This window comes from Nocardia sp. XZ_19_369 (genome assembly GCF_015355715.1).
Taxonomy (GTDB): Bacteria; Actinomycetota; Actinomycetes; order Mycobacteriales; family Mycobacteriaceae; genus Nocardia.
Genome location: NZ_JACVED010000003.1, coordinates 390,418 through 403,478 on the forward strand (window position 1 = coordinate 390,418; position 13,061 = coordinate 403,478).

The 13,061-nt window shown below is 67.6% G+C and carries 11 protein-coding genes; 7 read left to right on the top strand and 4 right to left on the bottom strand.

The annotated features are described in order from the left end of the window. Window positions 1–197 precede the first annotated feature (197 nt). Complete coding sequence (locus IBX18_RS13310) at window positions 198–1,190, top strand: alpha/beta hydrolase family protein (RefSeq protein WP_107654101.1); 993 nt, start codon at window positions 198–200, stop codon at window positions 1,188–1,190. A gap of 136 nt (window positions 1,191–1,326) precedes the next feature. Then, entirely contained in the window at window positions 1,327–2,562 is a 1,236-nt protein-coding gene (locus tag IBX18_RS13315; RefSeq protein WP_194834336.1) for an Nramp family divalent metal transporter, read from the top strand. Between the two features lie 37 nt (window positions 2,563–2,599). Here the strand turns inward: IBX18_RS13315 and IBX18_RS13320 are convergent, their stop codons facing one another. Continuing rightward, complete coding sequence (locus IBX18_RS13320) at window positions 2,600–3,625, bottom strand: SDR family oxidoreductase (RefSeq protein WP_194834012.1); 1,026 nt, start codon at window positions 3,623–3,625, stop codon at window positions 2,600–2,602. 211 nt (window positions 3,626–3,836) lie between these two features. After that, a complete protein-coding gene (locus tag IBX18_RS13325) occupies window positions 3,837–4,658 on the bottom strand; it encodes an enoyl-CoA hydratase-related protein (protein ID WP_194834013.1) in 822 nt (273 codons plus the stop codon). A gap of 130 nt (window positions 4,659–4,788) precedes the next feature. Here IBX18_RS13325 and IBX18_RS13330 point away from each other — a divergent pair, with 130 nt between their 5' ends. Next, window positions 4,789–6,042, top strand: a complete 1,254-nt coding sequence (locus IBX18_RS13330) for a TetR/AcrR family transcriptional regulator (protein ID WP_194834014.1) — start codon at window positions 4,789–4,791, stop codon at window positions 6,040–6,042. A gap of 55 nt (window positions 6,043–6,097) precedes the next feature. Here IBX18_RS13330 and IBX18_RS13335 read toward each other — a convergent pair whose 3' ends face one another. After that, the gene (locus IBX18_RS13335) at window positions 6,098–7,624 is read right to left on the bottom strand and encodes an aldehyde dehydrogenase family protein (RefSeq protein ID WP_194834015.1); all 1,527 of its coding nucleotides are present in this window, start codon (window positions 7,622–7,624) and stop codon (window positions 6,098–6,100) included. A gap of 366 nt (window positions 7,625–7,990) precedes the next feature. Here IBX18_RS13335 and IBX18_RS13340 point away from each other — a divergent pair, with 366 nt between their 5' ends. From IBX18_RS13340 to IBX18_RS13350, 3 genes are read left to right on the top strand one after another with little or no spacing between them, the layout of a single operon-like run. Beyond that, entirely contained in the window at window positions 7,991–8,974 is a 984-nt protein-coding gene (locus tag IBX18_RS13340; RefSeq protein WP_306796251.1) for an ATP-binding cassette domain-containing protein, read from the top strand. Next, window positions 8,971–9,795 (top strand): ABC transporter permease, encoded by an 825-nt coding sequence (locus tag IBX18_RS13345; protein WP_373889187.1) that lies wholly within the window; start codon window positions 8,971–8,973, stop codon window positions 9,793–9,795. The genes IBX18_RS13340 and IBX18_RS13345 overlap by 4 nt, the downstream gene beginning before the upstream one ends. After that, window positions 9,792–10,661 (top strand): ABC transporter permease, encoded by an 870-nt coding sequence (locus IBX18_RS13350; RefSeq protein WP_194834016.1) that lies wholly within the window; start codon window positions 9,792–9,794, stop codon window positions 10,659–10,661. The genes IBX18_RS13345 and IBX18_RS13350 overlap by 4 nt, the downstream gene beginning before the upstream one ends. On the opposite strand, the gene IBX18_RS13355 is transcribed toward IBX18_RS13350, so the two are convergent. After that, window positions 10,631–11,821 carry a lycopene cyclase family protein gene (locus IBX18_RS13355; protein WP_194834017.1) on the bottom strand — a complete coding sequence of 397 codons (1,191 nt, stop codon included), beginning with the start codon at window positions 11,819–11,821 and terminating at the stop codon, window positions 10,631–10,633. The genes IBX18_RS13350 and IBX18_RS13355 overlap by 31 nt on opposite strands. A gap of 234 nt (window positions 11,822–12,055) precedes the next feature. Between IBX18_RS13355 and IBX18_RS13360 the strand changes: the two genes are divergently transcribed. Next, complete coding sequence (locus IBX18_RS13360; RefSeq protein WP_194834018.1) at window positions 12,056–13,060, top strand: alpha/beta hydrolase family protein; 1,005 nt, start codon at window positions 12,056–12,058, stop codon at window positions 13,058–13,060. Window position 13,061 lies beyond the last annotated feature (1 nt).

The window sequence follows — 13,061 nt, forward strand, 5'->3', positions numbered from 1 at the left end:
TCTGCCGTGGTGTGTCCAGGGCATCCACCGCAGGCGCGCGCGGCCTCGCGCATGCGCGACTCGCAAGCGCTCCAAAGGGGAATGCAGATGGAATCTCGAGACGAAGCGAAGGTGCGAAATTGATACGTCGACAGACCCGGCGCAGCGGCCTACGTGCCGCCGCGGCGATCGCGGCCACGGCGGTCCTTGCGGGAGTGATGACCGGTCTCGGCGTGACCACCGCGTCGGCAGCCGACCCGATCATCGAGGGTAAGAGTCTGCTCGCCAACCCGACCGCCCCGGACGGATCACGTATCACCAAGGCCGAGTACAAGGATGCGCGCAACATCCGGCTGTACGTGTACTCGGCGGCGATGGACCAGAAGGTCATCATCGACGTCCAGCGCCCGGCCGACGCCTCGGTGCCGCGCCCGACCCTCTACCTGCTCAACGGCGCGGGTGGCGGCCAGGACGACGCCTCCTGGCAGGCGAAGACCGATGCGCTGCAGTTCCTTTCGGACAAGAACGTCAACGTGGTGCAGCCGATCGGTGGCAAGTGGAGCTACTACACCGACTGGATCAAGGACGACCCGGCGCTCGGGCGCAACAAGTGGAAGACCTTCTTCACCGAGGAGCTGCCGCCGCTGATCGACGGCGCGCTCGGCACCAACGGCGTGAACGCGATCTCGGGCCTGTCCACCTCGGGCACCACCGTGCTCGCGCTGCCGATCGCCAAGCCGGGCCTGTACAAGGCGGCCGCGGCCTACAGCGGTTGCGCGCAGACCAGTGACCCGGTCGGCTCGGAGTTCGTCAAGCTGACCGTCGAGACCTGGGGCGGCGGCAACACCGACAACATGTGGGGCCCGCAGGGTTCGGCGGAGTGGGTGGCCAACGACCCGTACGTGCACGCCGAAGGCCTGCGCGGACTGGACCTCTACATCTCCACCGGCAACGGCCTGCCCGGCCAGTACGACACCCTCGACGGCAAGTACGCGCTGCCCGGCGCCTACGGTCTGGCGAACCAGATCATCATCGGCGGCGTGATCGAGGCAGGCACCAACTACTGCACCAACAACCTCAAGGGCAAGCTGGACTCGCTGGGCATCCCGGCGACCTACAACTTCCGCAACAGCGGCACCCACTCGTGGGGCTACTGGCGCGACGAATTCCAGCTGTCGTGGCCGGTGCTGGCCCGCGGCCTGGGCATCTGAGGCTCTCCGCTTCACCAACTGAATACGGACTGACCGCCTGGTTATACCTTCGGGTATGACCAGGCGGTCGGCTTTCAGGGGTAGGGCTAACCAAAAAGTTTGGGAACCCGTAAAATTCTGTTCCGTGAGTGCAACGATGGTCGAGTCCGCTAAGTCTGTGTCCCAGCGGGCCCGTGCGGCCAGCCTCCTGCTGGGGCCGGCCTTCGTGGCGGCGATCGCCTATGTGGACCCCGGCAATGTGGCGTCGAATATCAGCGCGGGCGCGCAGTTCGGGTATCTGCTCGTGTGGGTCATCGTGATGGCCAACGTGATGGCCGGTCTCGTCCAATTCCTCTCCGCCAAGCTGGGATTGGTCACCGGCATGTCGCTGCCGGAGGCGGTGCGGGAGCGGTCGGGCAAGTGGACCCGGCTCGGCTACTGGGGGCAGGCCGAGACCGTCGCCATGGCCACCGATCTGGCCGAGGTGGTCGGCGGCGCGATCGCACTCAACCTGTTGTTCCAGCTGCCGCTGCTGGTCGGTGGCGTGATCACCGGCGTGGTGTCGATGGGCCTGCTGCTGGTGCAGGACCGGCGCGGGCAGCGGCCGTTCGAGCGGGTGATCACCGGGCTGCTCGCCGTCATCGCCATCGGCTTCCTGGCCAGCGTGTTCATCTCACCGCCCTCGGTCGGCGGCACCCTCGGCGGACTGGTGCCCAGGTTCCAGGGCGCCGAGAGCGTGCTGCTCGCCGCGGCCATGATCGGCGCGACGGTGATGCCGCATGCGGTGTACCTGCATTCGGGCCTGGCCAGGGACCGGCACGGACATCCGGCGCCCGGGCCGCTGCGGGTGCGGCTGCTCAAGATCACCAAAGTGGACGTCGCACTGGCCATGGTGCTGGCGGGCACGGTGAACCTGGCCATGCTGCTGATGGCGGCGAATACGCTGCGCGACCGGGAAATCGAGACGCTGCAGGACGCGCACACCGCCGTCGGCGACGCGCTCGGACCGGTCGCGGCGCTGCTGCTGGCCATCGGCCTGCTCGCCTCCGGACTGGCCTCGACCTCGGTCGGCGCCTACGCGGGCGCGATGATCATGCAGGGCCTGCTGCGCAAGCAGGTCCCGCTGATGGTGCGCCGCCTGGTCACCTTGATCCCCGCCCTGGTGATCCTGGCCGTCGGCATCGATCCGACTCGGGCACTGATCATTTCCCAGGTGGTGTTGTCGTTCGGTATCCCATTCGCGCTGATCCCGCTGGTGCGATTCACCAGCGATCGAGTCCTGATGGGCAACGACGTCAACCATCGGGTCACCACCGCACTGGCCTGGCTGATCGCCGCCATCATCTCGGCACTCAATGTCGCGCTGATCTATCTGACGCTCACCGGCGCCTGAAAGCAGTACGGCCGCCGGGGCATTCGGGGTCCGATCGTCAGACCCAGTTCTCGATCCAGTACTTCCAGATCAGCGGCGCATAACCGGCCAGCGGCGGCACCTTGATGTCGGTGCCCGCGAGGGCGGCGGTGGTGTTGCGGCAGTCGAACCAGCAGCTGAACTCGCTGTGCTCCAACACATCTTGCGGGACACCGACGCGGGGGAGCACCCAGCTCGCGCCCGGCACCTGCAACACCATGTCGAGCGCGCGCTTGGGCATCACCTCGACCAGGTGCGGCGCGCCCGCCTCGTCGGCGAACAGGTTCAACGCCTCGGCCACGCTCTGTCTACGGGGATCGACCAGATGGTAGGTCGTCGCGTCCGAGCCGGGTTGGTGCGCAGTGTGATCCAGCGCTCGCGCCACGAAATCGACCGGGACCATGTTGGTTTCGCCGAGCTTGGGCACCAGCACCGGCAGGATGCGCGGCAACTGCGCACCCATGCGCAGCAGCCGGAAAAAGTAGTAGGGGCCGTCGATCCGGTCGATCTCACCGGTCCGGGAATGACCGATCACGATCGAGGGCCGGTAGATCCGCCAGGGCAGCGCGGCCGCGCGCACGATCCGCTCGGCCTCGAACTTGGCCCGCTGCGTCGGCGTGGTCAACACCTGGCCCACGTCGAACATGTCCTCGGTGAACAGGCCCTCGGCCGAGCCGGCCACCTCCACCGTCGAGACATGATGGAGCAGACCGGCTTTCAAGCTTTCGGCGACATCGACCACATGCCGGGTACCGTCGGCCCGCTCCGCCAGGTCGTAGCTGGACGCCAGATGGAAGACATGGTCGATCGCGCCGCGGTGCGCGGCCAGCCACGTCGGGTCGATACCCAGCCCGGGCGCACCGAGGTCGCCGGGCACCGGTAGCACCCGATCCGCACCATCCCACTCGCGGGCACAGCAGGCGAACCGGTCGGCGGACTCGGCGCCCGGCCGTACCAGTACGTGGATGTCACCCTCGCGTTTCAGCAGCTCGGGGATGAGGAACCGACCGATGAACCCAGTTGCCCCGGTAACCAGGTAGCCCATAGCCGATGAGCCTAGCTCGGGCCGCCGCTCCGGGACTTCAGGCCGGACTCGTGCGCGTTGGATGTCGCGTCGGCGACCGGCGGTCGGGTGGTGAGTTGGGTTGGCCCGTGCCCGAGGAGTTACCCATGTGCTTGCGAAATCAGTTGTTCTGGAGGGGATCCGATGTTCGGTGGCGTCCGGTGCTCGGAGCGGAGTCCGAAGTGTGGATGGGTCAGTCGGTGAAGACTGCTTTGCGCTTGGTGAGCATCGCGGTGGCGCCCTCGATGAAGTCGGGGGAGGTCAATAGTTCGGTCTGGCCGGACTTTTCGGCTGCCAGGGCGGTGTCGAGGGCGGTCAGCGTCGCTTGGTTGAGGGCCTTCTTGGTGAGTTCGAGGGCGCGGCGCGGGCCTGCGGCGAGTTTGGCGGCGGCGGCCTCGACCTTCGCGTCGAGTTCGGCTTCGGGGACCACCGCGGTGAACAGGCCGGCCTGCTTCGCGGCGGTGGCGGGCAGGCGTTCGCCGAGCAGCGCCATCTCCGCGGCGAGGGGGCGGCCCGCGGCGGCGGCGATCATGGCGGCCGCGCCGCCGTCGGGCATCAGGCCGATGTTGATGAAGGCCAGCAGGAGGTAGGCGTCCTCGCTGGCATAAACCAGATCGGCGGCCAACGCGATGGCCACGCCGACGCCCGCCGCCGAGCCCTTGACGCGGACGACCACCGGGACCGGGGCGTCGACGATGGCCTTCACCAGACGGTTCGCGGCGTCCATGGTCATGTCCGGGGTGATACCGCGCTGGGCCTCGCGCGCGGTGGCCGAGAGGTCGGCGCCGGTGCAGAAATCGCCGCCCTCGCCGGTCAGCACGATCACCCGCACCGAGCGGTCCGCGGCGGCCGCGACGAAGGTGTCCCCGAGCGCGACCATGGTGTCGTAGTCGACGGCGTTCTTGCGCTTCGGGTTGGTGATCGTCACCCGCAGCACCTTGCCGTCGTGCACCGCCGAAAAGCCCGTGGCAGGCGTGGCGGACGCGACTGATGCCGCAGAATCGGAATTACTCATGTCTGCTCCTACGCTGCAACTCAGCAGCTACTCTGCCATGAATACTGGTTAACTTTGCGAATTGTGGTTAACTTAGGTTCCATTGTCGGGCGCTGTCAACCAGCGGCGCCGCCGGAGAACGGAGAGGTGCATGGTCGCGGATCGCAGCGAGGTCGGCCTCGCTTCCGCGCGGCCGGATGCCGATTCCGGCGGCGGTGGCGGTCGGACCGCGGCGAGCCCCGTGCGCCGCAGGCCCAAGGACCGCAAGGTGCAGATCATCCGGGCGGCCGCGCGCGCGTTCAGTGATCGCGGGTACTACCCGGTCGGCGTGGACGAGATCGCCGCCGAAGTGGGGATCTCCGGGCCCGCGCTGTACCGGCATTTCACGAACAAGTACGCCTTGCTCGTCGCGGCGGCCGAAGAGGGCGCGCGCCACCTGCTGAACGTGGCCCGCGCCGCGGACGACACGGAACTGGAGCCGGCGCAGCGGCTGGACGCACTGATCCGCGCGATCAGCGAACACACCATCGAGATCCGCCGCGAGGCTGGGCTGTACCGCTGGGAGCGGCGCTACCTGGAACGCGAAGATCGAGTCCGGATCCGGCAGATCTACGACGATTTGAACGGCACACTCGCCGAGCCCATCGCACTGCTGCGTCCGGCGGCGCCACCCGCGGATGTCGCCATGTTGGCGGCCGCGGTGCTCAGCGCGATCGCCAGCATCTCCGCGCATCGCAGTGCGTTGTCGGGGGCCAGGCTGCTGCCGTTGTTGCACGACATGTCGTGGGCGATCCTGCGCGCCGAGTTGCCGCCCGCCCCGCCGGAGCCGGATCCAGGACCCGTCACGCGGGGCCTGCCGGTGTCCTCGAAGCGCGAACAACTGCTCACCGAGGCGATCCGGATCTTCGGCAGGCAGGGCTATCACGAGGCGAGCATCGAGGAGATCGGCGCGGCCGTCGGCATCAACGCCTCCAGCGTGTACCGCTACTTCGCCAGCAAGTCCGACCTGCTCGCCGCCGCGTTCTATCGGACCGGCGATCGGGTCGCCCTCGCGATCACCGAGGCACTGGCCGAGGCCACCAGCCGCGAGGACGCGGTGCGCCGGATCGCCGAGCGGCAGGCCCGCCTGACCTTCGCGATGCCGGAGATCATGCCGGTGTACTACGCCGAGTTCAGCAATCTGCCGCAGGCCGAGCAGCACAAGCTGCGCGCCATTCAACGCCAGAACGTGCTGGAATGGGCCAACCTGCTCGACGGTGATCCGGTCGAGGCTCGGTTCCGGGTGCACGCCGCCATCGGTCAGGTGATCGACGTCGGTCGTCTGCTCCGGTTCGACTCCCGCCCTGCGCAATTGGCCCGGGTGACCGCCTTGATGCAAGCGGTCCTGCTCGGTTCCGAGGCGTAACCCGGCTTTCCGCACACCGAGTCGCTGTACGGAAAGCCGAGCAGTGTGCGGAAATTCAGGCGCGGCGACCGTGCCGAATGCGGAAGATGGTTCTGGCCAAACGCAGATGGCGTGGGTGACGGTCGAACGTCGACAGGTTGACCGGCGCCTGATAGCGCTTGCGGGCAATGGCCAGGGTGTGGCTGAACTCCCGCAGCCCCTGATCGCCGTGACTGTGCCCCTGCCCGTACTCGCCGACGCCGCCGAAGGGCAGCGCGGGGATGCCCGCGTAGGCGGTCGAGGAGTTGATGGTGACCACGCCGACGCGCAGGTGCTCGGCGAAGGTCTCGATCTCGTGCACGTCCCTGGTGAAGACCGAGACCGCGACATCGTTGCCCACGGCGTTGATGCGCTGGGCGGCCTCCGCCATGCTGGTCACCTTGTTCACCACCAGCACCGGCCCGATGCCCTCGCCGGTGATCGCCAGGCTCTCCTCGGGCACCTCGGCGAGCACGACGGGTTCGATATACGGCTCGCGGATCGAATCCAGTCCGCCGACCACCGCGCGACCGCCGCGGGCCAGCGCGTCGCGAACCTGCTTGCGCACCACCTCGACCTGCGACTCCAGGATCATCGGACCGTACGACGCGCGCTTGTCCGCGCCGGGCCGTAACTTGACCGCCTGGGCGACGACGAGCTCCAGGAATCGGTCGTACACCGACTCCGCGACGTAGGCCCGCTGGATGCCGGTGGCGTTCTGCCCGGCATTGGCCATCGCGCCGAACACCGCGGCCTCGGCGGCGTCGTCGAGCTTCGCGTCGACGTGCACGATCATGCTGCCCTTGCCGCTGCGCTCCACGACCACCGGCGTCATCGTCTGGGTACACAGCGCGATCACCTCGCGCGCGCCGGACTCCGAACCGGCATAGGCGATCTTGTCCACCTTGGCCCGGCACAGCGCGGCGCCGGTCGCCTGATCGCCGGTAACCACTTGCAGCACCGGCTGATTCGGCGCCAGCCTGGTCCAGCTGTCGGCCAGCCAGACGCCGACGCCGGTGGTCAGCTCGTGCGGCTTGAACACCACGGTGTTGCCCGCGGCCATCGCGTAGGCGATCGACCCCATCGGCGTGAACACCGGGTTGTTCCACGGGCCGAGCACCCCGATCACGCCGAGCGGCAGGTAACCCACCGACGCGCGCTGATTGCGGGTCAGCCAGGTGGAGCCGAGCTTCTGCCTGCCGAGTGCGCGCGCCGCGTTCCGGGCCGCCCAGTCCAGGTTCTCGACGGCGAGCATCACCTCGATCGCGGCGTCCGCCTCCGGCTTTCCGGTCTCCTCGGACAGGATCTCGGCCAATTCGCCTGCGCGGCGGGTGATGTCGCGTTTCCAGTCGAGCAGCCAGCGCTTGCGTCCGCTGAATCCCAGTTCGGCCCACCATTTTTCGGCCGAACGGGCACCACGCACGGTGCGATTGATTTCCCCGGCGCCCATGACGGCGTAGTTGCCGACGGTCTCGCCGGTGCGCGGGTCGTAGGACGTCAGCACGTTCGATCGGCCAGATCCTCCCGGCTGCGCCGCCACTCGTGGCTGCGCGGACTCGGCCATGATCACCTCTCGCAGTGTCGAAATCGGCGTGCGGGCCACCGGTGGAGCGGCCGCCGCGGACGAGTGAGTGTTCCCCCGATTAGCAGACTATGGTCGCCGCGCCGGGCCGACAAGGCTCGTCCGCTGCCGCCACGCTGCCCTTGACACGGTCCACCAGCGCCGATCTGCGCCGCGCCGGACGGATATCGGCGAGTGTGAGTAAGGACACAATTAATCGGCGGTCCTGTTGGGTACCGCGCGGGCGACCCGGTGTGAATCCTGCATGCCGGTAACATCACGCCAAGCGCTACGGATCATTCATCGGGACGTATACGCGCGCGCTCCGGCGGCCCCCGAGTCGTCGCAATTGCCGATAGTGGAGAGTTGATGCCGAGCTTGAACCAAGCAGATCTGCATGCCAGTGAGCCAGCGGTCCGGGTGACGGACGTCCGGAAGTCGTTCGGCGATGTGCATGCACTGCAGGGGGTCAGCTTCGTTGCCGACCGCGCCTCCGTCCTCGGCATCCTCGGCCCGAACGGTGCGGGCAAGACGACGATGGTGAAGATCCTGTCCACGCTGCTGCGCCCGGACTCCGGCACCGCCGTGGTCGCCGGGCACGACGTGCTCAAGGACGCGGCGGGGGTGCGCCGGTCGATCATGATGACCGGCCAGTACGCCGCTCTCGACGAGAACCTCTCCGGCCGGGAGAACCTGGAACTCTTCGGTCGCCTGATGGGTCTGACCAAGAGCACCGCCCGTAAGCGCGCCGACACCCTGCTCGAGGAGTTCGACCTGGTGAGCGCGGGCCGCCGGGCGGTGCGCCACTACTCCGGTGGCATGCGCCGCCGGGTCGACATCGCGTGCGGCCTGGTGGTGCGACCGGAGGTGGTGTTCCTCGACGAGCCGACCACCGGCCTGGACCCGCGCAGCCGTCAGGGCGTGTGGGATCTGGTGAACGCGCTGAAGGCCCAAGGCATCACGGTCCTGCTGACCACGCAGTACCTCGAGGAAGCCGACGTGCTCAGCGACAACATCATCGTCATCGACAAGGGCACGGTGATCGCCGAGGGCACCGCCGACGAACTCAAGGAGAAGACCGGCGGCAGCTACTGCGAGGTGGTCCCGCTGGACCCGACGCAGCTGCGCCCGACCGCCGATGCCCTCGGCGACCTGGTGCCCGCCGCGGTACTCGCCGACATCAACGGCGGCGACCGGCTCTCCATCCCGGCCCCCGAGGGTGCGGCCACGCTCACCGAGGCACTGCGTCGCCTCGACAGCGCGGGCATCGACCTGGCCGACATCGCGCTGCGCCGACCCTCGCTCGACGACGTCTTCCTGTCCATCACCGGACGTTCGGGTGGGACGGCGTGACGACGGCTACTGCCCCCGATCGGGCCGCGGACGCGGCCGCACTGTTCGCGGACCTACCCAAGGCTCGACTGTCCTCGTTCGCGCAGTGGCGCGCGCTGTCCGGCCGGATCGTCTGGACCATGGCCACCAAGGGCGAGCTGATCGTCGCGGTGGTGACGCCCTTGGTGTTCACGCTCGGGTTCTACTTTCCGCTGCGCTTGGTGATGAAGTTCCAGGGCATCGACTACGCCCAGTACGTCATGCCGATCATCGTGCTGCAGACCATGGCCTTCACGATGATGTCGAACGCCCAGCTGGCGGCGTTCGAGGCGTTGACCGGGCTGAGTACCCGAATGCAGACGATGCCGATCGGCATGCTGGTGCCGTTGTCGGCGCGGATCGCCGCCGGGCTGGTTCGCTCGGTCACCTCGCTGACCGCCGCCGTCATCTTCGGCCACCTGATCGGCTTCCGCTTCGTCGCGGGCTTCGGGCAGGCGGTGTTGTTCTGTGTGTTCTCGTTGGCGGTCGGCACCACGCTGGCGCTCGGCGCCGACGCCCTCGGCAGTTTGACCAAGAGCCCGGAATCGCTGAGCCAGGCACTGACCCTGCCCACGCTGATCTTCGGCATGCTGTCCTGCGGGTTCGTCCCGGAACGCAGCTTCCCGGAATGGATTCAGGGATTCGTGCGCAATCAGCCGATCTCCCAGTTCTCCTTCGCACTGCGTGACATGGCCGCGGGCGGTGTCACGTGGCAGGTGTTGTGGGTACCGCTGACCTGGGTGATCGGGCTCGCGCTCGTGTTCATCCCACTGTCGATCTGGGCAAGCGTGAGGCGATCATGAGTTCGGTAGAGGCCACCATGGCGCCCATCGAGGAGACCGACAAGATCTCCTGGAAGACACCGCTGCCCGAGGTCGCGGCGACACCCGAGAACTCGCTGCGCAATTGGTTCACGCACAGCCTGATCCAGTGCAAGCGTCTGCTGCTGGTCTGGGCGCGTGATCCCGCGACCACGATCCAGACGCTGGTGTACCCGGCGCTCACGCTGCTGATGTTCAAGATCGTGCTCGGCAAGTCGATCACCAACTACACCGGCCAGCCGAGCATCTACGCGCAGATGGCGTTGCTCACGCTGGTCGCGGCGATGTCCGGCGCGGTGGTGAGTGCGCTCGGTTTCAAGGGCGAGAAGATGTCCGGCCTGCTCGGCCGGTTCTGGACCATGCCGATCCATCGGGCGGCGGGGCTGACCGGACGCCTGCTGGCCGAAGCGGTGCGGGTATTGGTCACCACCCTGTTCGTCGTCGGCGTCGGGCTGCTGCTCGGCTTCCGGTTCAACCAGGGCCCGCTCGCCGGCCTTGCCCTGATCGGCATTCCGGTGCTGTTCGGTGTCGCCTTCGCCGTGCTCGTCACCGCGCTGGCCACCGTCACCGAGGGTGTGATGCTGGTGAACATCATCGGCATCATCAACACGCTGCTGATGTTCTTCAACACCGGCTTCGCACCGGCGTTCGCCTATCCGATCTGGTTGCAGTCGACGATCCAGAACCAGCCGATGAGCTGTGCGATCGACGCGATGCGCGGCCTGTCCTACGGCGGACCGGTCGCCGAGCCGCTGATGAAGACCGTGTTGTGGACGCTGGGCCTGATCTTGGTGTTCGCCTACCCCGCGGTGCGCGGTTATCGACGGGCGGCCGAGACCGGCGCCTGATCGAAGTCGTAGTCGAGCCAGCGATTGCGGTGGGTCCAGCCGACCAGGTCGTAGCGCCAGTGGAACGGCCAGGTGTGCGCGACGGTGTTGAACAGGACCGCGCCGAGCGCGGTGTAGTCGTCGTGGGCGGACAGCAGGGCGCGCTGTCCGCGCGGTGAGGCGTTGAAGAACGCGTCGAACATGGCGATGGACTGCTCGGTGGTCAGCCGGCCGAGTCCCCATAAGCCGCGCATCCGCATCCAGTACACCAATCGGGCGCGGGGCGGCCACAGTTCGGCGATCGGGTCGCGGCCCTGCTGTAGCGCGGTGATCGCGGTGTCCACCAGTGCCAGCGAGTCGGCGACGCTGTAGCCGGTGCAGGGATGCATCATGCCGCCGCGTGATCCGAACGGAACAGCCTGGGCGACGCCCTTTTTCGGCGGCCGCTGATCGAGCGGATAGTGCGCGGCCTCGGTCGGTTCCGTGCCGGTGAGCCGAATGCCGTGCGCGGCAAGCCGATTCAGGGTCCGTTTGCGCAGTTCGTGCTGCGGCATGCCACCGCGCAGGCCGAGGCTGGTCTCCTCGAAGATCACCGTGCCGTCGCCGAGCGGCACGGAGTAGAGGAACGACGGCGGCTCGTCGGGCCCCGCGCCGTTCTCCGGACGCCAGTCCAGCAGCAGCCCCTCGCCCTCCTCGACCATCGGCGCGGCCGTCTCGGCGGCGACGAAGATGCCGTGCGCGCTAGCGGCCCGGCGCCGGCCGAGCGTGGGCAGGCCGCGGGTGTCGAAAACCGTCGCAGCGGTCACCGACGTCCCGTCGGCGAGGGTGACGACGTGCGCGTCGACCTGGGTGGCGCGGCCCGCCAGCACGGTGGCCTCGTCGAGCGGGAGCGCCTCGCGCAGGCCCGTTTTCGACAGCACGCAGTAAGGGCGATCGATGCGGAGCGCCGTTTTTGTCCAGACGGTGGGCTGCGGAATCGTGCTGGCGATCGCGCTCGCGGGCAGCCAGTCCGGCAGTTCGTCGACCCAGCAGGAATAGGTGGGCGGCCACAGCCGATCGGGCCGCGGATCGACCGCGGTCACGCTGAGCCCGGCGCGCAGCGCACGATGCGCCAGCGCCCGGCCGGTCGGACCGAGCCCGACCACGCACACGTCGACATCTCGGACCGCGCTGACACCCATGAGGGCATTCAATCCGCTGCGGCCGGGCCGACGCAACTGTCCGCGCACATCGAGCCCCCGGAAATCGGGTCTCGCATTAAACCGAACACGGTGAATGCGTGCGGTCCGAGAATTGCTTTTCACGGTGCCCCCAGAATTGGTGGCCCAGCAACTTCAGTGATGAAAAAGTGCTGTGTCACACCGTAGTCTCGGTGCCGGACGCGGGTGGTTTCCGCGTTCAGGAGAAGGGGAATCATGAGTGGCAATACCCTCCGTAGGCTTGGTGTGCTCGCGGTCACAGCCGGTGCGGCTGTATTCGCGGTTATGCCGGCGTCGGCGCACGGTGCGCCCGCGGAGTCCGCAATTGTTGCGGTGCAAGAGCATGATGCGCGAAAGCTCACCTTGACAATTCACTCGGCGGCCATGGAGCGCGATATCCAGGTGGAGACCCAGCGGGCGGCCGACACCAGCGTGCCGCGGCCGGTGCTGTACCTGTTGCAGGGTGCGGGCGGCGGCGAGGACGGCGTCACCTGGGAGACGGAAACCGATGCGCTGCAGTTCCTTTCGGACAAGAATGTGCACGTGGTCTCGCCGATCGGCGGCATGTTCAGCTACTACGCGGATTGGATCAACGACGATCCGCGCCTGGGCAAGCAGAAGTGGAAGACCTTTCTGACGCGCGAATTGCCGCCCCTCATCGATAAATATCTGGCGACCAGCGGGCGCAATGCCATCGCGGGCCTCTCGATGGCGGGCACCACCACGCTCGCGCTCGCCGCGACCACCGGCGACCTCTACTCCAGCGTCGCCGCCTACAGCGGCTGCGCGCAGATCAGCGACCCGGTCGGCCAGGAGTTCATGAAGCTCACCGTGGAGACCTGGGGCTGGGCGAAGCTGGCCAACATGTACGGCGCGGCCAACGACCCGCGCTGGGCGGCCAACGACCCGTACGTGCAGGCCGAGGGTCTGCGCGGCAAGTCCATCTATATTTCCAGCGGCGGCGGCATCCCCGGAAAATACGACGAATTGAACGGCAAGTATTCGCTGCCCGGCGTCGACGGTATCGCGGCCCAGCTCATCAAGGGCGGCGCCATCGAGGCGGCCACCAATTACTGCTCACGCAATATGCAGACCCGCTTGAATACGCTCGGTATTCCGGCAACGTACGACATTCACCCGGACGGCACCCATTCCTGGGGATATTGGGAAGACGCGTTGAAGAACTCGTGGCCCGCGCTGTCTGCTCCGTTGGGAATTTGAG